This window comes from Rhizobium sp. 62_C5_N11_2 (assembly GCF_051811185.1).
Lineage (GTDB): Bacteria > Pseudomonadota > Alphaproteobacteria > Rhizobiales > Rhizobiaceae > Rhizobium > Rhizobium leguminosarum.
In genome coordinates, this window is record NZ_JBPWPW010000001.1 from 2,957,346 (window position 1) to 2,980,409 (window position 23,064).

At 61.8% G+C, this 23,064-nt stretch carries 16 protein-coding genes and 1 pseudogene; 4 read left to right on the forward strand and 13 right to left on the reverse strand.

The features are described from left to right. Positions 1–55: 55 nt before the first annotated feature. The 7 genes from rpoD to dnaG all read right to left on the reverse strand — a co-directional run bounded on the left by rpoD (position 56) and on the right by dnaG (position 10,361). Complete coding sequence (gene rpoD, locus AB8B31_RS14920; RefSeq protein WP_018074040.1) at positions 56–2,113, reverse strand: RNA polymerase sigma factor RpoD; 2,058 nt, start codon at positions 2,111–2,113, stop codon at positions 56–58. Positions 2,114–2,684: 571 nt separating this feature from the next. Then, positions 2,685–3,032: a GFA family protein gene (locus AB8B31_RS14925; RefSeq protein ID WP_130652808.1), complete on the reverse strand. Its 348-nt coding sequence runs from the start codon at positions 3,030–3,032 to the stop codon at positions 2,685–2,687. Between the two features lie 10 nt (positions 3,033–3,042). Then, the gene (gene tdh / locus AB8B31_RS14930; protein WP_130717301.1) at positions 3,043–4,080 is read right to left on the reverse strand and encodes an L-threonine 3-dehydrogenase; all 1,038 of its coding nucleotides are present in this window, start codon (positions 4,078–4,080) and stop codon (positions 3,043–3,045) included. Positions 4,081–4,342: 262 nt separating this feature from the next. Beyond that, a complete protein-coding gene (locus tag AB8B31_RS14935) occupies positions 4,343–5,530 on the reverse strand; it encodes a glycine C-acetyltransferase (RefSeq protein WP_130652810.1) in 1,188 nt (395 codons plus the stop codon). Positions 5,531–5,694: 164 nt separating this feature from the next. Further along, positions 5,695–6,423: a class I SAM-dependent methyltransferase gene (locus AB8B31_RS14940; RefSeq protein WP_112904278.1), complete on the reverse strand. Its 729-nt coding sequence runs from the start codon at positions 6,421–6,423 to the stop codon at positions 5,695–5,697. A 48-nt stretch (positions 6,424–6,471) separates the two neighbouring features. Further along, positions 6,472–8,352 carry a DNA helicase RecQ gene (gene recQ, locus AB8B31_RS14945; RefSeq protein WP_439007461.1) on the reverse strand — a complete coding sequence of 627 codons (1,881 nt, stop codon included), beginning with the start codon at positions 8,350–8,352 and terminating at the stop codon, positions 6,472–6,474. Continuing rightward, positions 8,352–10,361: a DNA primase gene (gene dnaG, locus AB8B31_RS14950; RefSeq protein WP_130652812.1), complete on the reverse strand. Its 2,010-nt coding sequence runs from the start codon at positions 10,359–10,361 to the stop codon at positions 8,352–8,354. The genes recQ and dnaG overlap by 1 nt, the downstream gene beginning before the upstream one ends. A 670-nt stretch (positions 10,362–11,031) precedes the next feature. Here dnaG and AB8B31_RS14955 point away from each other — a divergent pair. Next, positions 11,032–11,922, forward strand: coding sequence for a hypothetical protein (locus AB8B31_RS14955; RefSeq protein WP_130652813.1), 891 nt, complete (start codon positions 11,032–11,034; stop codon positions 11,920–11,922). A 6-nt stretch (positions 11,923–11,928) separates the two neighbouring features. Here the strand turns inward: AB8B31_RS14955 and AB8B31_RS14960 are convergent, their stop codons facing one another. Then, positions 11,929–12,381, reverse strand: coding sequence for a GatB/YqeY domain-containing protein (locus AB8B31_RS14960; protein ID WP_130652814.1), 453 nt, complete (start codon positions 12,379–12,381; stop codon positions 11,929–11,931). A 273-nt stretch (positions 12,382–12,654) separates the two neighbouring features. Between AB8B31_RS14960 and carA the strand changes: the two genes are divergently transcribed. Both carA and AB8B31_RS14970 read left to right on the forward strand, forming a co-directional pair. After that, positions 12,655–13,860, forward strand: a complete 1,206-nt coding sequence (gene carA, locus AB8B31_RS14965) for a glutamine-hydrolyzing carbamoyl-phosphate synthase small subunit (RefSeq protein WP_026230698.1) — start codon at positions 12,655–12,657, stop codon at positions 13,858–13,860. A gap of 128 nt (positions 13,861–13,988) precedes the next feature. Then, a pseudogene (locus AB8B31_RS14970) lies at positions 13,989–14,306 on the forward strand (antibiotic biosynthesis monooxygenase); the annotation flags it as partial. A gap of 13 nt (positions 14,307–14,319) precedes the next feature. On the opposite strand, the gene AB8B31_RS14975 reads toward AB8B31_RS14970, so the two are convergent. The 3 genes from AB8B31_RS14975 to AB8B31_RS14985 all read right to left on the reverse strand — a co-directional run bounded on the left by AB8B31_RS14975 (position 14,320) and on the right by AB8B31_RS14985 (position 18,166). Continuing rightward, positions 14,320–15,723, reverse strand: a complete 1,404-nt coding sequence (locus tag AB8B31_RS14975; protein WP_018446635.1) for an MATE family efflux transporter — start codon at positions 15,721–15,723, stop codon at positions 14,320–14,322. Between the two features lie 142 nt (positions 15,724–15,865). After that, a complete protein-coding gene (locus tag AB8B31_RS14980) occupies positions 15,866–17,116 on the reverse strand; it encodes a TCR/Tet family MFS transporter (RefSeq protein ID WP_018446636.1) in 1,251 nt (416 codons plus the stop codon). A gap of 138 nt (positions 17,117–17,254) precedes the next feature. Beyond that, complete coding sequence (locus tag AB8B31_RS14985) at positions 17,255–18,166, reverse strand: LysR family transcriptional regulator (RefSeq protein ID WP_047618471.1); 912 nt, start codon at positions 18,164–18,166, stop codon at positions 17,255–17,257. A 139-nt stretch (positions 18,167–18,305) separates the two neighbouring features. Between AB8B31_RS14985 and AB8B31_RS14990 the strand changes: the two genes are divergently transcribed. Then, the gene (locus AB8B31_RS14990; RefSeq protein WP_047618474.1) at positions 18,306–19,301 is read left to right on the forward strand and encodes an aldo/keto reductase; all 996 of its coding nucleotides are present in this window, start codon (positions 18,306–18,308) and stop codon (positions 19,299–19,301) included. Positions 19,302–19,359: 58 nt separating this feature from the next. Here the strand turns inward: AB8B31_RS14990 and ypfJ are convergent, their stop codons facing one another. Together ypfJ and AB8B31_RS15000 are read right to left on the reverse strand one after the other, a co-directional pair. Further along, positions 19,360–20,280 carry a KPN_02809 family neutral zinc metallopeptidase gene (ypfJ, locus tag AB8B31_RS14995; protein WP_047618476.1) on the reverse strand — a complete coding sequence of 307 codons (921 nt, stop codon included), beginning with the start codon at positions 20,278–20,280 and terminating at the stop codon, positions 19,360–19,362. A gap of 244 nt (positions 20,281–20,524) precedes the next feature. Continuing rightward, on the reverse strand, positions 20,525–22,822 hold the full coding sequence (locus AB8B31_RS15000; RefSeq protein WP_130653553.1) for an autotransporter family protein: 2,298 nt from the start codon (positions 22,820–22,822) through the stop codon (positions 20,525–20,527). Positions 22,823–23,064: the final 242 nt, after the last annotated feature.

A 23,064-nucleotide genomic window follows, 5' to 3' on the forward strand; every position in this document is an offset into this window, starting at 1 on the left:
AGAAAAAGCCGGACATGAAGCCCGGCTTTCGCAATCGTAGAGATCTTGTCGTCCCTCAGCTGTCGAGGAACGAGCGCAGCTTTCTGGAGCGGCTCGGATGCTTCAGCTTGCGCAGCGCCTTCGCCTCGATCTGGCGGATACGTTCGCGGGTGACCGAGAACTGCTGGCCGACTTCTTCGAGCGTGTGGTCGGTGTTCATGCCGATGCCGAAGCGCATGCGCAGAACACGTTCTTCGCGCGGCGTCAGCGAGGCGAGAACGCGGGTCGTCGTCTCGCGCAGGTTCGCCTGAATGGCGGCGTCGATCGGCAGCAGCGCGTTCTTGTCCTCGATGAAATCGCCGAGATGCGAATCCTCTTCGTCGCCCACCGGGGTTTCGAGCGAGATCGGCTCCTTGGCGATCTTCAGGACCTTGCGGACCTTTTCGAGCGGCATGGCGAGCTTTTCGGCCAGTTCTTCCGGCGTCGGCTCGCGGCCGATCTCGTGCAGCATCTGGCGCGACGTGCGGACGATTTTGTTGATCGTCTCGATCATGTGCACCGGAATGCGGATCGTGCGGGCCTGGTCGGCGATCGAACGGGTGATCGCCTGGCGGATCCACCATGTCGCATAGGTCGAGAACTTGTAACCGCGGCGGTATTCGAACTTGTCGACCGCCTTCATCAGGCCGATATTGCCTTCCTGAATGAGGTCGAGGAACTGCAGGCCGCGGTTCGTGTACTTCTTGGCGATGGAGATGACCAGGCGAAGGTTCGCTTCGACCATTTCCTTCTTGGCGATACGCGCTTCGCGCTCGCCCTTCTGCACCATATGAACGATGCGGCGGAATTCCGAGATCGAGATACCGGTTTCGGTCGCCAGATTCTGGATTTCCTGGCGGATGTCACGGATCGTCGTGTTTTCGCCCCTGGCGAATTCCTTCCAGCCGCGGGCGGCCAGATTGCCGATCGACTTCATCCAGTTCGGATCGAGCTCGGCGCCCTGGTATTGCTCCAGGAAGGAGTCGCGCTTGACGCCGTAGGATTCGGCCAGACGCAGCAGGCGGCCCTCGTTGGAAACGAGGCGCTTGTTGATGTCGTAGAGCTGCTCGACGAGGGCGTCGATGCGGTTCTGGTTCAAGGACAGAGATTTGACAGCCTTGATGAGCTCATCTTTGAGTTCCTTGTAACGGCGCTCCTGGGCAGTGGACAGCGTGCCGGAAGCCGACAGCCGCTGCTCGACCTGCTGGTCCTGCAGCTTGCGCAGCTTCTTATAGGTCTCGGCGATCGTATCGAGCGTCTCCATCACCTGCGGGCGAAGCTCGGCTTCCATCGCCGCCAGCGAAAGGTTGGATTCGTCCTCGTCCTCTTCCTCCTCCTCGGGAGGCAGGCCTTCGCCGCCGACATCGGTGATGTCGTCGTCGCCGGAGCGGGCGCGACGGGTCTTTTCCTTCTCTTCTGCGAGCTTGCGATCGGCTTCGATCTTCTCCGGGCTCTGGAACTGCGGCGCAGCCTTGGCTTCAGGGCCGGAATAGGTCGTTTCGAGATCGATGATCTCGCGCAGCAGCGTCGTGCCTTCGTTGAGTTCGTCACGCCAAATGATCAGCGCCTGGAAGGTCAGCGGGCTCTCGCAGAGACCCGCGATCATCGTCTCGCGGCCGGCCTCGATGCGCTTGGCGATCGCGATTTCGCCCTCGCGGGAAAGAAGCTCTACCGAGCCCATCTCGCGCAGGTACATGCGAACCGGATCGTCGGTACGGTCGGTCGGTTCTTTTTTCTTGGCGGTCGCCAGCGCCGTGCCGCTCGAAGGCGCGAGTTCGCCGCCTTCGCTCTCCTCGTCGCCGCCGGCGTCGTCGTCATCGCTGCCGCCGGAAGCACCGGCTTCCTCGGCTTCCTCGTCTTCAATGACGTTGATGCCCATGTCGGACAGCATCGACATCGTGTCTTCGATCTGCTCGGACGTCACTTCTTCGGACGGCAGGACCGCGTTAAGCTCGTCCATGGTCACATAGCCGCGCTTCTTGGCGGCCTTGATCATCTTCTTGACCGCGTCGTCGGAAAGATCGAGAAGAGGGCCGTCGCTTGCGCCGTCGCGTTCGACTTCCGCGTCTTCGTTCTCTTTGACCTTGGTTGCCATTTATATCGTCGCCTTCCTGACGCTATCCAATCTCGCTACGGTGAACGGGCTGTCTCAGGGCCTGACGCGCCGCACGCGCCGCCCTCGAATCACCTTTGCCCACCTAACGGGATGACATTTAAAGCCTGATTAACCACGATTACCGGCACCGGACAGCAAAGCTTTCTTGCTCTTGGATTTCCGGCCATGGTTGCGCGATCCGCCTTGACCCAGTTCACCATTCAACAAGTCGAACGGTGATTCCCACATTTTTTGTTCTCGTCAAGCTTTTCCAGAAAAAAAGCCCACAAAAATACGGAAAAAGCCTTATCCACAGGCTTTGAACCGCGGCAGCGATTGCGAACCCTTATTTAAGATGCGGCGAACAAAAGACAAGGGCAGCAAATATTTTGCCCGCCGTACCCAGTTGTTTCCATCATCTTTGCAGTTGTGCAGACGGTATATGCACCTTTAGAGCGCCCTGCGTCCTTTCGGACGCACAAAGGACGCTCTAACTCTTTCAATCCTCGCATCGTGCTTTCCGAAAATGATTCCGATTCTCGGGCCGATGCGCCGGCCTGAGAAATAGTGGCTAACGCGCCGCGCCGTCATACGCCTTCACTGTCAGCGCGCCGAGATCGACCGCGGGAATGCAGCGCAGATTGATCGAAGCCATTGCCGCGCCGTCCGGACCCACGCCTTCGCCGAACGGTGCAATGCCGCAATTGGCGCAGAAGTGATGCCGGATGACATGCCGGTTGAAAGTGTAGGTCGAGACATTGTCCTCCGGTGTTTTCAGCACCAGCTTCTCGCGCGGCACGAAGGCCAGAAGTCCGCCCCGCCGGCGGCAGAGCGAGCAGTTGCAGTCGAGCGCCTCGGTGAATTCGCCTTCGACTTCGAAAGCCACATTGCCGCAATGGCAGCTTCCTTCATAGCGCATGTCGTCCTCCCTACATCCAGTCCATCACAACCTTGCCGGAATTGCCTGACCGCATCGCCTCGAAGCCGTCGCGGAAATCGTCGATGCCGATCCGGTGGGTGATGACGGGCGCGAGATCGAGGCCGCCCTGGACGAAAGCGATCATCTTGTACCAGGTCTCGAACATCTCGCGGCCGTAGATGCCCTTGAGATTGAGCATCTTGAAGATCACCTTGTTCCAGTCGATCTCGAAGCCCGCCGGCGCGATGCCGAGAATGGCGATCTTGCCGCCATTGTTCATCTTGTCGATCATGTCGCGGAAGGCAGGTGCGGCCCCTGACATTTCGAGCCCGACGTCGAAACCCTCCGTCATGCCGATCGCCTTCATGACGTCGGTGAGGTTTTCCTTCGATGCGTCGACGACGTGATCGATGCCGAGCTTGCGTGCCAGCTCCAGCCGGTGTGGATTGATATCGGTGATGACGACCTTGCGGGCGCCGGATCGCTTGGCGACGAGCGCGCCCATGATGCCGATCGGCCCGGCACCGGTGACGAGCACGTCCTCACCGACGAGATCAAAGGAAAGCGCGGTGTGCACGGCATTGCCGAACGGATCGAAGATCGCGGCGATCTCGTCTGATATATCATCCGGGATCGGCACGACATTGCTTTCGGGAATGCAGACGAATTCGCCGAAGGAGCCTGGGCGGTTGACGCCGACACCGAGCGTATTTCGGCAGAGATGCCCCCTGCCCGCCCGGCAGTTGCGGCACTTGCCGCAGACGATATGCCCCTCACCGGAGACCCGCTCGCCGACATGATAGCGGGTGACCGCCGAGCCGATCTCGGCGATCTCGCCGGAGAATTCATGGCCGACTACCATCGGCACCGGAATGGTCTTCTGTGCCCACTGGTCCCAGTTCCAGATATGGACGTCGGTGCCGCAGATCGCCGATTTCTTCACCCGGATCAGCACATCGTTCGGCCCAACCTCGGGCACCGGCACATTCTCCATCCAGAGCCCGACTTCCGGTTTCGCTTTGACCAGCGCCTTCATCATGTTCGACATCAACGATATCCCGCCTTGTTCTGGTGCCCGACTTTGCGACTCCCTCTTCTCCCCGTCGGGGAGAAGGTGCCCGTAGGGCGGATGAGGGGGCGGCACGGCACGCCATATAAACTTTACTTTGTTCCTCGCTTACCGCTCGAAACGTCGCTTCGCTCCTCCCCCTCTTCTATCCTGACGGACATCTCTGCCTGGGTCGAGCCGCGGGTCTCGACCCGTCCTTGGGACCCCCGCTGGGGAGAAGAGGGAGATGGCAACGCTATTCTCAAATCACACCCAGTTCCCGCCCTGCCTCGGCAAAGGCCGCGATCGCCCGCTCCACATCTGCCCGCGAATGCGCCGCCGACATCTGCGTGCGGATGCGGGCCTGGCCTTTCGGCACGACGGGGAAGGAGAAGCCGATCACATAGATCCCCTTCTTCAGCATCAGGCCGGCCATATCCTGGGCGAGTTTGGCGTCACCCAGCATGACGGGGATGATCGGATGGCCTTCGCCGGCAAGTGTGAAGCCGAGCTTGGTCATCTCTGTGCGGAACAGATCCGCATTGTCGGAAAGACGCTTGCGCAAGGCATCGCCGTTTTCGATGAGGTCGAAAACCTTGAGCGAGGCAGCGGCAATGACGGGCGCCAGGGTGTTCGAGAACAGATAGGGCCGCGAGCGCTGCCGCAGCCATTCGACGACTTCCGCCTTGGCGGAGGTATAGCCGCCCGAGGCGCCGCCAAGCGCCTTGCCGAGCGTGCCGGTGATGATGTCGATTCGGCCCTCGACGCCGCAATGTTCGGCAGAGCCGCGACCGTTCTTACCGACGAAACCGACGGCATGGCTGTCATCGACCATGACCATCGCGCCGTATTTCTCGGCGAGATCGCAAACACCGCCCAAATTGGCGATGATGCCGTCCATCGAGAAGACGCCGTCGGTGGCGACCAGTTTGAAGCGGCTGCTTTCGGCCTTTTTCAGTTCCTCCTCGAGCGCCGCCATGTCGTTGTTGGCGTAGCGAAAACGCTTGGCCTTCGAAAGCCTGACGCCGTCGATGATCGAGGCGTGGTTCAGCGCGTCCGAGATGATCGCGTCCTCCTCCGAGAGCAGCGTTTCGAAGAGACCACCATTGGCGTCGAAGCAGGAAGAATAGAGGATCGTGTCTTCCATGCCGAGGAAGGTGGAGATGCGCGCTTCGAGCAGCTTATGCTCCTCCTGCGTGCCGCAGATGAAGCGCACCGAGGCCATGCCATAGCCGTATCGGTCGAGCGCCTTCTTGCCGGCCTCTGCCAGCTCCTCGTTGTCGGCAAGGCCGAGATAGTTGTTGGCGCAGAAATTCAGCACCCGCTCGCCGGTGGAAATCGCGATCTCGCCCGCCTGCTTGGAGCTGATGACACGCTCGGATTTATAGAGGCCGGCATCCTTCAGCGCCGAAATTTCAGCTTGGAGATGGGAGAGAAATTGCGAGGTCATGGGGCGGCCCTTCGTGAAGATTTCTCTACAGCGCCGCGCGTCTTTTCAGACGTGCAAAGGACGCTGTAACACTTTGAATTTGCGCATCGTGCTTTCCGAAAATCAATTCCAATTTCGGGCCGATGCGCCAGCCGAGTTAGCATATCACCATCTGCTTGTCTTCTTCAGCGCTGGACCGAGATCAGTAGGAACATCGGCCGGTCCAGCTCCTCCGCCCAATCTGGATTGTCGTGGAGCTCATCTTCGTTCGGGCTCCACTCCTCGACATGGCGAATGGCAAAACCGGCCGCGATCAAGGTGTTGAGCGTCGTGCCGAGCTTGCGGTGCTGCTTGACGACACCTTTGGCGAGCCAGTCGGTGGTGCGTGGACCTTCGACGGAATAGCGGTCGAGCGGCCAGATGCGCCGCCCCTCGGCATCGGCCGCCCAGGTCGGGTGGGTCGGCGCCATGAAGATCGGATGCTCGATGGTGAAGACGAATTGCGATCCCGGCAAAAGCGCGCGATGGACCGTCGCGACCAGACCGGCGAAATCCTCGATATAATGCAGCGCCAGCGAGCTGTAGGCGAAATCGAAAGAAGCTTGAGCAAGCGTGAGATGCTCGAGATCGGCGATCTCGTAGGTGATCGCGGCTTCAGCCGTATCGGCCCTCGCTCTGGCGATCATCTTTTCGGAGATGTCGAGCGCAAGCACGCTTGCAGCACCTTGATTCACGGCGAAACGCGAAAACCAGCCGAACCCGCAGCCGAGATCGACGATACGCTTGCCGGCAAGATCAGGCAGCAGCGCACGCACAGCCGGCCATTCGGACGCCCCGTCGAGCCCGTGAACGGATCGTCTCATGCCGCTATATCCGGCGAAGAATTCCGGTCGGTCGTAGATATTCTGGGCCATCGGCGCTCCTCCTTCAGAGGCAGCACTACCATGCCCCCTCGCCCGATCTCAAGGATCAGGCGGGCCGTTGTCCTGCGCCAGGATGATCTCCAGGAAGGCATCGCCGTAGCGTTCGAGCTTCGCCTGCCCGACACCTGATATGGCGAGCAATTCCTTGCGGCTGCGCGGCTTCTCGGTGGCGAAGGCGATCAGCGTCGTATCGGGAAAGACGACATAGGGCGGCACGCCGAGCGATTTCGCAATCGCCATACGCTCGGCCCGCAGCGCCTCGAAGAGACTGCCGTCGGCGCCCGATAGTCCCGATTTGCGCTCGCTGCGCTCCGCCTTCTTCGTGCGCCGTTCCGAGGCAGGCCGGTCTTTGCGGAAGAACACCTGTCGCTCGTGCTTGAAGACGGCGCGCGCCTCCGGTTCCAGCTTCAGCGCCCCGTAAGCCTCATGATCGACGCGGATCAATCCCATGGCAAGCAACTGGCGGAAGACCGACTGCCAGACGCGCGCCGGAATATCCTTGCCGGCGCCGAAGACCGGCATTTCGGCATGGCCGAAACGTTCGGTCTTTTCGTTGACGTTGCCGAGGAGCACGTCGACGACATGGCCAGCGCCGAAACGCTCGCCGGTGCGATAGATGGCAGCCAGCGCCTTGATCGCCGCCTCCGTGCCCTCCCAGGTCTCGACCGGCTTCAGGCAGGTGTCGCAATTGCCGCAATGGCCGGCATGCGCCTCGCCGAAATGGGCAAGGATCGCCTGGCGACGGCAGGAGGCGGTCTCGCAGATCGCCAGCAATGCGTTGAGCTTGGCGCGTTCGACCCGTTTGATCTCCGCGGCGGCATTTCCCTCATCGATCATCCGGCCGCGCTGGATCACGTCGGCCATGCCATAGGCCATCCAGACCTCGGACGGCAGGCTGTCGCGGCCGGCACGCCCGGTCTCCTGATAATAGGCCTCGACGGAGCCCGGCAGATCGAGATGGGCGACATAACGCACATTCGGCTTGTCGATGCCCATCCCGAAGGCAACGGTGGCGACCAGGCAAAGGTTCTCTTCTTTGAGGAAGGCATCCTGATTGGCGTCACGAACCGACCTGTCCATGCCGGCATGATAGGCAAGCGCGCGGATGCCCTGCCCGTTCAGCCATTCGGCCGTATCCTCGACCTTGGCGCGCGACAGACAATAGACGATGCCGCTGTCGCCCTTGTGGCCGGACAGGAACCGCAACAGCTGCTGGCGCGGCTGGTCACGCTCGACGATCTCATAGGCGATGTTCGGTCGGTCGAAGCTGGTGGTGAATATCTGGGCGGCATCGAGCCCCAGCCGCTCGATGATGTCGTCGCGTGTGTGCGGATCGGCCGTCGCAGTCAGCGCAACGCGCGGCACACCGGGATATTGCTCGCCGAGCCGGCCTAGCGCGCGATATTCCGGCCGGAAATCATGGCCCCATTGCGAGACGCAGTGGGCCTCGTCGATGGCAAACAGCGCGATCTTCTCGTTGGCGATCAGCTCGCGGAAACCATCGGTCAGAATGCGCTCGGGCGTGACGTAGAGAAGGTCGAGCTGGCCCGCCGAAAGCGCGCGGCGAACCTCGACGAACTCCTCGCGCGACAGCGACGAATTGAGTGCTGCGGCGCGGATGCCGAGCTGCTTCATCGCCTCGACCTGATCGCGCATCAGCGCGATCAGCGGCGAAACAATGATGCCGACGCCAGCGCGGCAAAGCGCCGGGATCTGGAAGCACAGTGATTTGCCCGCACCAGTCGGAAAGAGCACGACCGCATCGCCACCGGAAACCACGTGCTCGACCACCTGCTGCTGCTTGCCGCGGAAGGAGGAATAGCCATAGACCTGCTTGAGAATATCGAGCGGCGAGCGGCCGGAAGAAAACAGCGCGCCGGAAGCGGAAAAACCCGGTTCATTCCGTTCAGTCAGCGACATCAGTGGTTCGCCGCCCCTTTGACGCGGCCGGAAAGCACGCCGAAGCCATCGATGATTGCCTCCTGGTTCTCAAGGCGCACCCCTTCGAAATGCACTTCCTGCTGCGCTCGCATCAGCTGAACGATCGCCTCGCCGTCGCCGGCTTCGGTCGCCAGCGCGATCTCGCGCTCGAGCTCGATCTTCTGCCGGCGCAGCGCCTTCGCCCGCTTGTGGGAGGCCAGCGCCTGGCGGTATCCCTCACGCGCGTCCTCCATCGCCGCCTCCTCGGTCGCGATCCACAGCCGGGCATTGCGCACCTGCTGGTCGAGGCTCTTGATGAGCGGGCCGAAGCCTTCGAATTCCAGCCTTTCGGTCAGATATTCGCGCGTCAGATGCGGGCCGGCGACGGCCGCGGCTGCCCCCAGCATCGCCGACCAGAGCCGCTGCAGCTCGCGGCTGTCATATTCGATCGCGGCGATCTCGTCATAATCATCGATCATCAGCGAGGGGTGATTGACGACGGTCAGCGCCAGCACGCTTTCCCGCAGCGCCGTATTGTTCTGGTGGCCGCGCACGGGGCCCGAGCGGGCGAGCCTTTCGGAAATGACGCTCGGGCTTTTCGGCCCTGCCTTGCCCGCATTGTCGCGGCCCGCCCGGTAATTGCCATTGCCGTTGAAGCCGCCACGGCGATCGCCATTGTTGCGGTTCTGGAACTGCGGCTGGAAGAAGGCGTTCAGCCGGTCGCGAATATCCTGCTGGTAGTGGCGGCGCACGTTCTCGTCGACGATGACGGCGACCAGTTGCTTCAGCCGCGCCTCCAGTTCGGCGCGCGCCTCGGGCGTATCGAACTTGCCGGTGTTGATCTCCCGGCTCCAAAGCATCTCGGAGAGCGGCTTTGCCTGGCTCATCACCTTGTCGAAAGGCGCGCGCCCGTCATCGCGCACGAGATCGTCGGGATCCTTGCCGTCGGGCAGAAGCGCAAAGCGAACGGAACGGCCAGGCTTCAGATGCGGCAGCGCCAGTTCGGCGGCGCGATTGGCGGCGCGGATGCCGGCGCCGTCGCCGTCGAAGCAAAGCACCGGTTGCGGCACCATCTTCCAGAGCAGCTCGAGCTGGTTTTCGGTGAGCGCTGTGCCGAGCGGCGCAACGGCATTCTCGATGCCCGCCTGATGCAGCGCGATCACGTCCATATAGCCTTCGACGGCGATGATGGTGCCGGTCGCATTGTCGTCCTGAAGATCACCGCGGCCCGGTCCCTGGATCGCGCGCCGCGCACGGGCGAAATTGTAAAGGACATTGCCCTTGTGGAAGAGCTCCGTCTCGTTGGAGTTCAGATATTTCGCCGGCGCGTCGGCCGACATGGCGCGGCCGCCGAAAGCGATCACCTTTTCCCGCGACGAAAGGATCGGGAACATGATGCGGTCGCGGAAACGATCGTAGGAAACCGGCACGTTTTCATGGACGACCAGACCGCAGGCCTCGATCTGGTCCTTGGAGACACCCTTGCCGGCGAGGAATTCCTTGAGCGCATTGCGGCTGTCGGGCGCATAGCCAAGACGGAAGGTCTCGATGGTGCGCCCCGTCAATCCGCGGTCGCGCAGATAGGCGCGCGCCCTCGCCCCATTTGCCGTCTGCAACTGATCCTGGAAAAATTGTGTCGCCATTTCCATGACGTCGATCAACGAGCCGCGCTCCTTCTCGCGCTTCTCCATCACAGGATCGGCAAGCGGCATCGGCACGCCTGCCATATCGGCGATCTGCTGCACTGCCTCGGGAAAACTCAGGCCCTCCAGCTCGGTGAGAAAGCGGAAATGGTCACCGGTGACGCCACAGCCGAAGCAGTGATAGCGGCCCTTTCGGTCCTCGCAGTGGAAGCTCGGCGATTTCTCGCCGTGGAACGGGCAGCAGGCCCAGTAATCGCCGCGCGACACATTCGTCTTGCGCTTATCCCAGCTCACGCGGCGCGCGATCACGTTCGAAATCGGAACGCGGTCGCGGATATCATCGAGAAAGGTGTTGGAAAAGCGCATTTATACCTCTTGGCCAACCTCCATATAAGCTGCTTTGCCGCTCCATGCCACGAAACTTGTCATGAAAACCCGCTATTCACAGGCTATATGGCCGTCATCGGCGGCTCCGGTTATCCGATCAACAACGCGTTATCGCCCCCTGCGACAGGGTGCGACATTATTGTCCCTTCAGAGCCGGAATTCCGCCGGCAGAAAAAACTTCAGCAAGCGCAGCGGTCTCTGACGGAGACGAAGAATCCCTTTTAGAAACAAAAGATTAGCACCTCGGATGATTGCGCCTCATCAACCTCCGCGCCACCTCCCGAGAGTCCGCTTCGACGCCTCCAAACCGCCGATTCCGGCAATTATTATTTTTTTGTAATTTGAATAAGCCGCCGCACCGCAATAGGTTCGATCTCAACAAAGCGATCCCCGAGCGAAGCACCATCCCTACCCCCGGCGCCGCTTCGCAAGGGTGCCTTTGCAAATACCCTCCGGCTTGGGCTTCGGCCCTGCGTGCCGGTGGAAGCAAAGAGCAAGAAGGCAGGAGCGCCCCCAGCTCCTGCCTTCTTAAATTTTTGGCTCTCCCTGCGACAACTCTCCCTTTGAAATTAACCGCTTATTAACAAAACCGTTGACAGGCGGCGCTCGCATGAAAGATGTATGCGCCGAACTCCCTGGACCTCTCCAAATGGCTTTTACCGCGGACAATCTTGCAGCAGACGATCGCTTTCTCGCTGCCATCCTGCATTGCGCCGATCAGATGCTCTCCATCTATCGTGAGAGCCCGCGCATCGCCTCGATCTTCGCCGCGCAGCAGCGCTGGCTGATGGCCCATGCCGGCTTCGCGCTTCATTACGGTTATTCCGACGACGGGAAGAGCGGCGGCCTCTATTCCGGCCGCTTCATCGATTTTGCGGTCAGGAACGACATCGCCAGCCGCAACACGGCCGCGGCCTTCATGCAGGAGATGCTGGCCTATCGCTTCCTGCGACCGGTTCCCGGCCCCGACAAGCGCACACGCTACCTCGAGCCCACCGAAATCGCCGAGCAGCATTTCACCCGATGGCTCGTCGCCCATATGATGATCCTCGACAGTCTCGACGGCGGTGAGCGCGCCGATAAGATCACCGCCGATCCCTCCGCGATGATGGCAGCAATCCAGCCGCTGATCGCAAGGGCGATCATCGGGAGTGAAGCGGTGCGCAATCCGGGCGCCACCTTCAACCTCTTCAACTGGGCAAATTCCGGCGGCCTGGTGATGGATTACCTGATCTCGCGGCTTCCGGAATTTCCAAGGACGGCCGACCGCGTCGTTCTCGGTCCTCTGTCGCTCAGGGAAATCCGTGAACAGTTCATGATCTCCAACACCCACCTGAAGCGGCTTCTGACGCAGGCCGCGACCATGGAAAGCGTTGGCTGGACAGAACCCTCCCGCAAGGGCGACTTCTGGCTGTCGAGCCACTTCATCGGCGAATATTGGAATTATCAGGCGGCGAAATTCGCCATCATCGATGCCGCAGCGGAAGCGGTGCTCCGGCCTGCGGTTCGTAACGAACCGCAGGCAAGGCTCGTCATCTGAGGCTTATCAGTTCAACAGTTCCTTGACGGTCGCCGACGCCTTGGCAAAATCCATCTGGCCGGCATAACGCTCCTTCAGCGCCGCCATCACCTTGCCCATGTCCTTGGCGCCCGCTGCACCCGTCTCGGCGATGATCGCCGACACGTTGGCGCGCACTTCGCTGTCTGAAAGCTGCTTCGGCATGAAATCCTGAATGACGATGATTTCGGCACGCTCCTTGGCGGCAAGCTCCGGCCGGGAATTCTCCTCGTAGATCTTTGCCGATTCGTCGCGCTGCTTTACCATCTTAGCGAGGATCTGCAGGATTTCGTCGTCGCTCGCCTGTTCCTTGCCAATGCCGCGATTGGCGATATCGCGGTCCTTGACCGCGGCCTGGATCAGCCGGACGGTGGAAAGCCGCTCTGCATTCTTGGCCTTCATCGCCTCTTTCAGCTGGGTGGCGAGTTGATCGCGCAGCATGGTCTTCACTCCTGTTTTGATGCCGCTTCATAAACCACGCTGATGCGGGGGATCAAATAAATTGCGCGGTCAGTGCGATAAAGCGCAGGAAAATGGCAGCAATCTCGGCTACAAAGATTGACGCTAAGCGATTGCGTGGCTATTTACCGCCACCTGCACCAAAATTCGTGATCAGGCCTGAAGCGCGCGGCATTGCCGCGTCCACGCGCCTGCGAGATCAAAAGGCGGCGAGCCGCGGCAACGCGCGCACCGAACGCCGGAAACGGGATGAAGATGACCGCGACAGCACCCTGGACAATCGAGAAGCCGACCGCCCTGCTCGTTCTTGCCGACGGCACGGTCATCGAAGGCAAGGGCATCGGCGCCACCGGCAAGGTGCCGGCCGAAGTGGTCTTCAACACCGCGCTGACCGGCTATGAGGAGATCCTGACGGATCCCTCCTATCTCGGCCAGATCGTCACCTTCACCTTCCCGCATATCGGCAATATCGGCACCAACGATGAAGACATCGAGGATCTGACGCCTGCCGCCCGTCACGGCGCCGTCGGCGTCATCTTCAAGGCCGACATCACCGACCCTTCGAACTACCGCGCCGCCAAACACCTCGACCAATGGCTGAAGGCCCGCGGCGTCATCGGCCTTTGCGGCATCGACACGCGGGCGCTGACCGCCTGGATCCGCGAGAACGGCGCCCCGAACGCGGTGATCGCCCACGACCCGAACGGCGTCTTCGACATCGAGACGCTGAAGGCTGAAGCCAAAGCCTGGAGCGGCCTCGAAGGTCTCGACCTCGCCAAGATTGCCTCGTCGGGCCAGTCCTCGCAATGGACCGAAACGCCGTGGGTGTGGAATGAAGGTTACGGTGAACTCAAGGCGACGGAGGCGAAATACCACGTTGTCTGCCTGGATTACGGCGTCAAGCGCAACATCTTGCGCCTGTTTGCCGGCCTCGGCTGCAAAGTGACTGTTGTGCCGGCGGCAACGAGCGCCGAAGACGTGCTCGCCATGCAGCCGGACGGCATCTTCCTGTCGAACGGCCCGGGCGATCCGGCGGCAACCGGTGAATATGCCGTGCCTGTGATCAAGACGCTTGTTAAGACCGATATCCCGGTCTTCGGCATCTGCCTCGGCCACCAGATGCTGGGCCTCGCACTCGGCGCGAAGACCGAGAAGATGCATCAGGGCCATCACGGCGCCAATCACCCTGTCAAGGACCATACCACAGGCAAGGTCGAGATCGTCTCGATGAACCACGGCTTCGCGGTCGACTCGAAGTCGCTGCCAGATGGTGTTGAAGAGACTCATATTTCGCTTTTCGACGGCACCAATTGCGGCCTGCGTGTCCTCGGCAAGCAGGTTTTCTCCGTCCAGCACCATCCGGAAGCCTCTCCGGGGCCGCAGGACAGCCACTATCTCTTCCGTCGCTTCATCAACATGGTGCGTGAGAAGAAGGGCGAACCGGCGCTCGCCGAGCGCTGATTTCAAACAATGCCCATTTCAGATGAAGGCCCACCCAAGTGGGCCTTTTTCTCTAATCGCCTGTTGACCTCAACTTAACTTGAGGAACTACAGATCTGCCTGCAAACATTTATGCGGGAGAAAACCGGATGAACGGCGTTTTCTACAGGATCGACAAGTTCGCCGTGCCGGCCCCGGCACGCGACGAGTTCCTGATGCATATGGTGTGCACACATGCCTTGCTGCAGGCGCAGGAAGGATTCACCGGACACTCTGTCCTGGAGCAGGTCGCCGGACCCGGCGAATTCAACTTCGTGACGATCGCCGAATGGGAAAATGCCGAGGCGTTCGAGCAGGCGCAGGCAGCGATCGCCGCCGCGCGGGCGACGGCAAACCTTAGTCCGCAGGAAATGTTTGAACGGCTCGGCATCCGCGCCGATATCGCCGGCTACAAGCCGGTCGCAGCCCGATCAGGAGATATCAGGCGCCGGCCGTCACTCCTTCGCGGCGAAGGAGAAGGTAGAAGCGCGCGCAGAGCATGACGGCGGCGGCGGCCAGCCCGACGAGGAAGCCGAACCAGATGCCGATGCCGCCGAAACCCAGCGGGAAGGCAAAGGCCCAGGCGAGGAAGAAGCCGATCGGCCAGTAGGCGATCAACGCCATGATCATCGGCACGCGTGCGTCCTTCAGGCCGCGCAGCAATCCATTGGCGATCACCTGCAGCCCGTCGACGAGCTGGAAAAGCCCGGCAACGACGATCAGCGGCCCGGCATAGGCAAGGACCTCGGGCGCCTCGGCCGCATTGACGTCGAGGAACCAGCTGCCGAGGAATTGCGGCATGGTGGCAAAGAGCACGCTGCCCACCGCCGAAATGGCGCAGGCGAGGACGAGCACCGTAATCGAAGCGCGCACCAGCCCCTGATAATCACCCTGCCCGTGCGCGACACCGACGCGCACCGTCGCCGCCTGGCTGAGGCCGAGCGGGATCATGAAGGCGATCGAGGCCCATTGCAGGGCAATGCCATGAGCCGCAAGCTCGATCGTGCCGATATAGCCCATCAGGAGCGAAGCCACCGTGAACAGGCTGACCTCGGCAAGGATGGTGACGCTGATCGGGAAACCAAGCCGGATCACCTCCAGCAGCGCATGCCAGTCGGGCTTCCAGAACCGCACGAAGATCTCGTAGCGCCGAGTCTCCTCCCGCCGCTGCACGAAAGCCAGGATGAAGAGGAAGCCGGCCGTTTGCACGACGACCGAAACGATCGCAGCACCTTCGAGCCCCATCGCCGGAAAGCCGAAATGGCCGAGGACAAGGATATAGGCGAAGATCGCGTTCATCACCAGCGTGGCGATGGTGACGTTGAGGATGATACCCGCTTTGCCGATGGCGCTGACCAGCGCCCGCATGACGTTGAAGAGCAGCGCCGGCAGCACGCCGAACTGGCCGATCATGATGTAGCCGTGGGCGAGCTTGGCCACCTCGGGCTTCTGCTGCGCGAAGAGAAGGATCTGCTCCGAATTGAAGAAGGCCGGCTGCATGATCACCCAATAGGCGATCACCACCCACAGACCCATGCGCAGCGACCGGCGCACCGACACGACGTCGCCGCGGCCATAGGCCTGCGCCACCATCGGAATGACGGCGATGGCAAAGCCCGAGCCGAAGATCAGGATCGTGAACAGGAACTGCGCAGCAAGCACCATCGCCGCCAGATGCTCGGCGCCGAGCCGGCCGACGATCATGACGTCGGTGGTGTTGATGCCGAGCTGGGCAAGCTGCGCGCCGATCAGCGGAATGCCGAGCGCCAGCGTTGCGCGGAAATGTGCGCCCCAACGATTATCGGCTGTCGGCGCAAGCCTGCGCGTGTCGATCGGCGTGTCCATGACACCAGTCCTGTGATTGAAATATGCGTCGCCGCAGCTTGCGGCGAAATAACATCCGGACTTAGAGCAAAGCCCCGCAAAGAACTACCCCAGATGAGGCAAATGATGAAAAATTCATCATCGCATCAGCGTTTCTGATCGATCAACCTGCCGCTTCCAGCGCCTCGGCCGGCTCACGGACGCGGACTCGGACCCGCATGAGGAACACGCCGGCGGCCAACAGGATGAACAGGGCGGCGGCAAGATAGGGCGCGCCGGCAAAAGTGACCGGCGCCTCGGGCCGCGTGAAATAACCGAACATCTGCGTGAAGATCAGCGGTCCGAGGATGGTGGTAATGCTGCTGAGGCTGGTGAGCGCGCCTTGCAGCTCGCCCTGTGCCGAGGGCGGCACCATGCCGGCCGCGATGCTGCGCAGCGGCGGATCGGCGACGTTTTCCATGACAGTCGCAACGATGATGACATAGACGACCCAGCCCTCCCAGGCGAAAGCATAACCGGTGAGCCCGACGGCCGAGAAGCAGAGGCCGAGAAGAGCGGTCTTCCACTCGCCGAGCACCGGCACGATCCGCGGCAGAACCAGGCCCATGACGATCGCGGCGCCGATGCCGTAAATGCCGAGCGACAAACCGATCTGTCCCTCGCTCCAACCGTAGCGATAGGTCGAGACGAACGACCAGACCGAGGGATAGACGGCATGCGCCAGGAAGAACAGGAACATGACGAGGCTGACCCAGCCGATGCCGGGATAATGGCGCATCTGGCGCAACGCGCCGAGCGGATTGGCGCGCTTCCACTCGAACCGGCGGCGGTTTTTCGCCTCCAGCGTTTCCGGCAGCAGGAAGCAGGCGGCGATGAAATTGACCAGCGATAGCGCGGCCGCGCCGAGGAACGGCACACGCGGGCCGAATTCGCCGAGCAAACCGCCGATGACGGGACCGATCGTGAAGCCGACGCCGAAGGCGATGCCGATCAGCCCGAAATTCTTCGCGCGGTTCTCCTCGGTGCTGATATCGGCGATATAGGCCGAGCAGGTGGCGAAGCTGCCGCCACTGATGCCGGCAAGCACGCGGCCGACGAACAGCATCCAGTAGCTGGTGGCGATGCCACAGATGAAATTGTCGATCGCGAAGGTCAGCACCGAAAGCAAAAGGATCGGCCGGCGGCCGAAACGGTCGGACAGGTTTCCGAGCAGCGGCGCAAACAGGAATTGCATGCCGGCATAGACGAGCATCAGCCAGCCGCCGTCAATCGCCGCATCGCTGACGCTGCCGCCGGTCAGTTGCTCCAGATAAGCGGGCAGCACCGGCATGATGATGGCGATGCCGATAATGTCGAGGAAGAGGATGATAAAGACCAGAAAAAGGCCGCGGCGAACGAATTTAGGGTCAAGCATGAGGCATCTCTACAGCGATCGGTTCTGAAAAGACGATCTCGTCGCCAAGAAAGTGACATAGCTCAGAAAGGAAACCGAAACAATCCGTGAACATTTCAAAGTTTTTGATAGTGCAGAACGGGAAGTTTATGAGACGTCTCAACCGAGGGGCGCGCGCTGCCGTTCCAGCTTCAGAAAATCGACGAAGGCGCGCAATGGTGCCGGCATATGCCGTCGACTGGCGTAATAAAGATACGGACCGGAAAATTCGCTGGCCCAATCGTCGAGGATAGCGACCAGTTGACCGGAGGCGAGGCCCGGTTCCAGGAGCTCTTGGAATGAGCTGATGATGCCCAGCCCCGCGACGGCGGCGGCAAGCTCTATCTCGATCGAATTTGACGTAAGCGCACCGCTTGGCGAGATGGCAAAAGTCTCCCCGTCGCGCTCGAATTCCCAGGTGAGCCCGATCCCGCTGAGAAAGCGATGCCGGATGCAGCTGTGCTCCAGCAGGTCACGCGGATGTTGCGGCATGCCCCTTTCCTGCAGATAAGCCGGTGAAGCGGCGGTGACATAGCGCTGCCGGCGCGGACCGATCGGCACGGCGATCATGTCGCGCTCGATGCGCTCGTCATAACGGATGCCGGCGTCGAAACCGGCGGCGAGCACGTCGATGAACGTATCCTCGGCGACGATCTCCAGCTCGATCTCAGGATAGAGCTTCAGGAACCGGCAGGCAATGTCGGGCAGGAACAGCCGCGCCGCGACCGTCGGCACGTTGAGCCGCAGCGTGCCGGCCGGCCTGTCGCGGAAATTGTCGAGCGCCCCGAGCGCGGCGGCGACCTCACTGAGCGCCGGCTCTAGTTGCGCCAACAATCGTTCCCCGGCGGCCGTCGGCGTGACGCTGCGCGTCGTCCGATTGAGCAGGCGCACGCCGAGCCGCTCTTCCAGCCGCCGCAGCGAGTCGCTGAGCGATGAGGCTGAAACCCCACGCTTGCGGGCGGCGGCGCGAAAGCTGCGCTCCCTTGCAATCGCCGTGAAGGCATCCAGATCACTCAAGGGAAGATCGCTCATTGTGCATTTTTCCGTACGGCCTGTTCGACACTATCCAGATTATCGCACAAATACGAAAGCGCTAAAACGGCGTCCGGCAGCGCCGACCCGGCGCGGACGTCCGATAGCGCGCCGCTCCGGCGCAAAGAAGGAGAAGACAATGCAGACCTATCGTTTGGGAAAGACCGGACCTGATGTCTCGGCCATCGGCCTCGGCTGCATGGGCATGTCGGGCATGTATGGTCCCTCAGATCGCGCAGAAAGCATCGCGACGATCCATGCCGCGCTCGATGCCGGCGTCAACCTGCTCGACACCGGCGATTTCTACGGCATGGGCCACAATGAAATGTTGATCGGCGAGGCATTGAAGGGCCGCAGGCGCGAGAACGCCGTCATCAGCGTCAAGTTCGGCGGCCTGCGCGATCCGGTCGGCGGCTGGAACGGCATTGACGCCCGCCCGGTCGCGGTCAAGAATTTCCTCGCCTATTCGCTGCAGCGCCTCGGCGTCGATTATATCGACATTTACCGCCCCGCCCGCCTCGATCCGAACGTGCCGATCGAGGACACCGTCGGCGCCATCGCAGATTTGGTCAAGGCGGGTTATGTCAGGCATATCGGCCTGTCGGAAGTCGGCGCCGATACGATCCGCCGCGCCGCCACTGTTGCCCCGATCGTCGACCTGCAGATCGAATATTCGCTGATCTCACGCGGCATCGAGGAGAAGATCCTGCCGACGACACGTGAACTCGGCATCTCGATCACCGCCTACGGCGTGCTGTCGCGCGGCCTGATCAGCGGCCACTGGCAGAGGGGCCAGGGTGCGACGGCAGGCGACTTCCGTAATTACAGCCCACGCTTTCAGGAAGGCAATATCGAGCAGAACCTCGCTCTGGTGGAGAAGCTGCGCGAGATCGCCGAGGCAAAGAGCGTCTCGGTCGCCCAGATCGCCATCGCCTGGGTCGCCGCCAAGGGCAAGGATATCGTCCCGATCATCGGCGCTCGCCGCCGCGACCGACTGAGCGAGGCGCTCGGCTCACGCGCCGTCGACCTGTCGCCAGAAGATTTCGCCATCATCGAACGCGCCGTGCCGAAAGACGCGGCCGCGGGTGGGCGTTATCCCGAGCATATGCTGCAGCATATGGACAGCGAGAAGTAAGCAAGGGATGGAAGGGGCTGCGATGTGCTTGTGCCATGCGCCCCTTCCTCTCCACTCCTCAAATCGGGCCGGAAAACGTATCGCAGGCTGACAGCTGGCCGCTGTCGAAGCCGCGCTTGAACCATCTGACGCGCTGCTCCGAGGTGCCGTGGTTGAAGCTTTCCGGCACGACATAACCCTGTGACCGCTTCTGCAGCGAGTCGTCGCCGATCTGCTGGGCGGCGTTCAGCGCTTCCTCCAGATCGCCGGACTCCAGCAGGCCCTTCTGCTGGGTATATTTGCCCCAGATGCCGGCGAAGCAATCGGCCTGCAGCTCGACGCGCACCGACATCTTGTTGGCTTCGGCCTCGCTCATGCGCTGACGCGCCTGGTTGAACTTCGGCAGGATGCCGAGCAGGTTCTGCACGTGATGGCCGACCTCGTGGGCAACGACATAAGCCTCGGCGAAATCGCCGGACGCGCCGAAGCGGTCGGAAAGCTCCTGGAAGAATTCGGTATCGAGATAAACCTTGTGGTCGCTGGGGCAGTAAAACGGGCCTGTTGCAGATGATGCGGAGCCGCAGGCCGATGCCGTCGAGCCCGAGAACAGCACGAGGCGTGGCTCCTCGTAATTCTGGCCCTGCGCCTGGAAGATGCCCTGCCAGGTATCTTCGGTCTCGGCAAGAACGGTACGCATGAAAGCAGTCATCTCGTCATTGGCGGGCGTGCGTGTTCCGCCGGACTGGCTCTGCTCGTAGCCGGGACCGCTCGTCGTGCCGCCGGTATCGAGCACCTGCATCAGGTCGATGCCCATCGCCTTGAAGATAAAATAGATGACGACGAGGAAGATGATCGTACCGATGCTGAGGCCGCCGCCGGCGCGGCGAACGCCGCCGCCGGAAGGGAAATTAAAGCCGCCACCGCGGCCGAAACCGCCACCGGTCGGATCGCTGCGGCGATCTTCGATATTGTCGGACTGACGCCGGCCTCTCCATTCCATCTTCGCTCTCCCCGGCAATGCCTGTGCTTGCACTCAAGGAGTCTATATATCCGTCGGCGGCTGGAATTCCAGCGACTTCATCGGGCAATCAGGCGCCCGCGTCGGCGGCGCGATTCTCCTCACCCGGACGGTAGTGTATCGTCCCGCCGCTGTTATAACCCGTTGCGATGATGAAATCGCAGATGCGGCGCAACATCGGCTAATCATCTTCTCGACCGATGTGCGTAACGAGAGCGGCACTCCTCTACCATTTCACGCTGAACCCGACCTTCGCCCCGATGGCGTTGCTGTCGCCAAAGTCCTTGAGGCTCGTGCGGGCGAAGGCTTCGCCGTTGAGCGCATAACCGTCGTCCGACCAACTGAGCGAGCCGCCCACACCAAGGCCGCCCCAGAGCGCGTGGTTCTCGCTGACGAGGCTGGTCCCCGAGACATCGACATCCGAGCCGTTGAGGAAGTCATGATAGAGATTGGCGATGCCGTAGAGCTTCACGCGGTTGATCTTTCCGGAGGCATCCTTCCAGTCGCCGTCATAATCGGCCGAGATGCCAAGACGGCCGGTCAGGCTGTCGCCGTCGTCGAGCGATACATCGGCGCCATATTGATCGGTGAAGCTGTCGAAGCGCACGGAGGAATAGGCTAGCTGCGCCTGCGGCGTCAGCGACCACTGGCTCGTCAGCGCGATCTTCTGGCCGGCTTCGACGCTGAACCCATAGCCGAAGCCGTCATTGCCGTCGGCAAGCGTGGTACGAAGGGTCGAGGATTTGAGATCGCTGCTGTACCAGGTCACGCCAGCCTGCGTATCCACGTAAAAGCCGCTATTGCCGTACCAGGTCAACGTGCCCTCGAAGCCGTAGCCTGTCGTGTCGATGTCACCCTTTCCGAAGCGCGAGGAAATGTCGGCCGAGGCGGTATCGACATGGAAGCTCACTCCGCCGATCAGCGCGCCGGCTCCGCTTTCATGCAGCATTCCGTCGACGCCCGCCTGCAGCGTCCAGCTATTTACATCGTATTCGGTGCCCGCCGTCGAGGTCTCCGGCTCAAAATGCGAATGCGTTCCATCGATGCGCGTCCAGATCGCCCTGGCAGGCTTCCCGGCGTCGTCGGCCGATTGACCGTCGTCCTCCTCGCGCCCGCCAGTGCGCTGGCGCAGCGTTCCGAACTCATTGAGGCTCCGCAGCACGCCGGCATAGGCTTCGTAGAGCGGCACACCGGGCGCATAGAGTGGCACGATCTCGGCGCCGGAGAGATCGAGCAGGGCCGAGCGAAGATACCAGTCGCCGTCAGCCGGGGTACTGGTGCCACCTTGGTAAAGGCGATAGCCATAGGCCCCGGCGACCACGGCTTGATCCCCTTCGAACACATAATCACCGACCAGCGAAAAGCTGCCGGCCGAGGTGCCGCCGACATCGACGATCTTGATGCCTTCGAGGGTTTGCGCGCCACCGCCTCCGAGGTTGATCACTTTGACATTGGTTGTGCCTGACGTGTTGCCGGTGACGACGAGGCGGTCGGTCGATGACGTATCGTCGCCGAGCACGCTCTCGATTTCGAGCGTGCCGCCGCTGCCGGTATAGTTGCCGGAGATCGTCAGCGTGCCGATCGAATTGCCGGGCGCGATCGTGCCGGCATTGATCACATCGCCGAAGATCGTGCCGGTGCCGCCGAGAATGCCGGCTCCCGATGTCGTGACAGGGCTGGTGATCGAGCCGTTGACGGCAAGCTGGCCACTGCTCACCGTCGTCGCGCCGGTATAGGTGTTGACGCCCGAAAGCGTCTGCCTGCCACCAGTGACGGTCAGTCCGCCCGTGCCGCCGATGACGCCCGCGAACGTGTCGTTGGCATTGGTGATCGTCAGGGTTTGGGCTCCGAGCGCCACGGTGCCGCTGCCGGCCAGGCTCTGGATGGCAGGAGATGCAGAGGCGGAAACGTCAAAAGTGCCGTCGGCGACAACCCGGCTCGAACTGGCGATGGCGCCGGCGCCGGAAAGGGCGAGGCTGCTGCCGAGGTCGATCTGCGTCTGGCCTGAGTAAATGCTGTTTGCCAGCAAGCTGAAAGTACCGCCACCCGTGACGGTCAGACCGCCGACGCCGGTGAACCCGGACGCTGCGTCGGTGCCCAGCGCGAAGCCGGCGGTGTCAATCGTCAGCCCGCCGGCGAGCAGATTGAGCTCAGTACCGTTGAAACTGTTGATGAAGGTGGCATTATTGGCCCCCGCGCGCAGAATTCCGTTGTCAAAATTGGCCTGGCTCCCGCCGGGGCCGCCCCGAAGGGACAGCGTCTGCAACGTGCCGCCGCCGCTGATGTTGAGTGTGCCCGACGACACGGCATTGCCACCCAGCACCGTATTGGACCCCGTGGTGACTTGTCCGTCGTTCTCAACGTTGAGCGTGCCGATGCCGAAAAAGCCGACATAAAAAGTTCCGCTTGGTATGTTCCATTGCGATCCAGGGCCGGTGACAGTGACGGTCCCGGCGCTTCCGGCTGGTACCCCAAGCCGGGAGCTGCCCGTGCTGGTCAGACGGCTGCCGTTCTGGATCGTCAAAGTCCCAGGCACAGTAGCGCTCTGGCCGACATTTATAGTACCCACCGAGACGCTGACCGGGCCGGTGACACCGAGGATTGCCGGTGTATTGCCCGGTGCACCCGGCGTACTGATGTTGACGGTTGCACCGGCACCAGGAACGGTGCCTCCCGACCAGTTACTCCCGTCCGTCCAGTCGCTGCTTGTCAGTCCGTGCCAGTCAGCGGTTTGAGCCGCCCCGGCGGATAGGACCACAAGCGCCG

What these genes read in the sequence shown, in the direction of transcription:
- AB8B31_RS14985 (WP_047618471.1), bottom strand. Translation starts at nt 18,166, where the DNA reads ATGAGCGATCTTCCCTTGAGTGATCTGGATGCCTTCACGGCGATTGCA.
- AB8B31_RS14980 (WP_018446636.1), bottom strand. Translation starts at nt 17,116, where the DNA reads ATGCTTGACCCTAAATTCGTTCGCCGCGGCCTTTTTCTGGTCTTTATC.
- AB8B31_RS14960 (WP_130652814.1), bottom strand. Translation starts at nt 12,381, where the DNA reads ATGCTGCGCGATCAACTCGCCACCCAGCTGAAAGAGGCGATGAAGGCC.
- dnaG (WP_130652812.1), bottom strand. Translation starts at nt 10,361, where the DNA reads ATGCGCTTTTCCAACACCTTTCTCGATGATATCCGCGACCGCGTTCCG.
- ypfJ (WP_047618476.1), bottom strand. Translation starts at nt 20,280, where the DNA reads ATGGAATGGAGAGGCCGGCGTCAGTCCGACAATATCGAAGATCGCCGC.
- carA (WP_026230698.1), top strand. Translation starts at nt 12,655, where the DNA reads ATGACCGCGACAGCACCCTGGACAATCGAGAAGCCGACCGCCCTGCTC.
- tdh (WP_130717301.1), bottom strand. Translation starts at nt 4,080, where the DNA reads ATGTCGAACATGATGAAGGCGCTGGTCAAAGCGAAACCGGAAGTCGGG.
- rpoD (WP_018074040.1), bottom strand. Translation starts at nt 2,113, where the DNA reads ATGGCAACCAAGGTCAAAGAGAACGAAGACGCGGAAGTCGAACGCGAC.
- AB8B31_RS14940 (WP_112904278.1), bottom strand. Translation starts at nt 6,423, where the DNA reads ATGGCCCAGAATATCTACGACCGACCGGAATTCTTCGCCGGATATAGC.
- AB8B31_RS14935 (WP_130652810.1), bottom strand. Translation starts at nt 5,530, where the DNA reads ATGACCTCGCAATTTCTCTCCCATCTCCAAGCTGAAATTTCGGCGCTG.
- AB8B31_RS14955 (WP_130652813.1), top strand. Translation starts at nt 11,032, where the DNA reads ATGGCTTTTACCGCGGACAATCTTGCAGCAGACGATCGCTTTCTCGCT.
- AB8B31_RS14975 (WP_018446635.1), bottom strand. Translation starts at nt 15,723, where the DNA reads ATGGACACGCCGATCGACACGCGCAGGCTTGCGCCGACAGCCGATAAT.
- AB8B31_RS14990 (WP_047618474.1), top strand. Translation starts at nt 18,306, where the DNA reads ATGCAGACCTATCGTTTGGGAAAGACCGGACCTGATGTCTCGGCCATC.
- AB8B31_RS14925 (WP_130652808.1), bottom strand. Translation starts at nt 3,032, where the DNA reads ATGCGCTATGAAGGAAGCTGCCATTGCGGCAATGTGGCTTTCGAAGTC.
- recQ (WP_439007461.1), bottom strand. Translation starts at nt 8,352, where the DNA reads ATGTCGCTGACTGAACGGAATGAACCGGGTTTTTCCGCTTCCGGCGCG.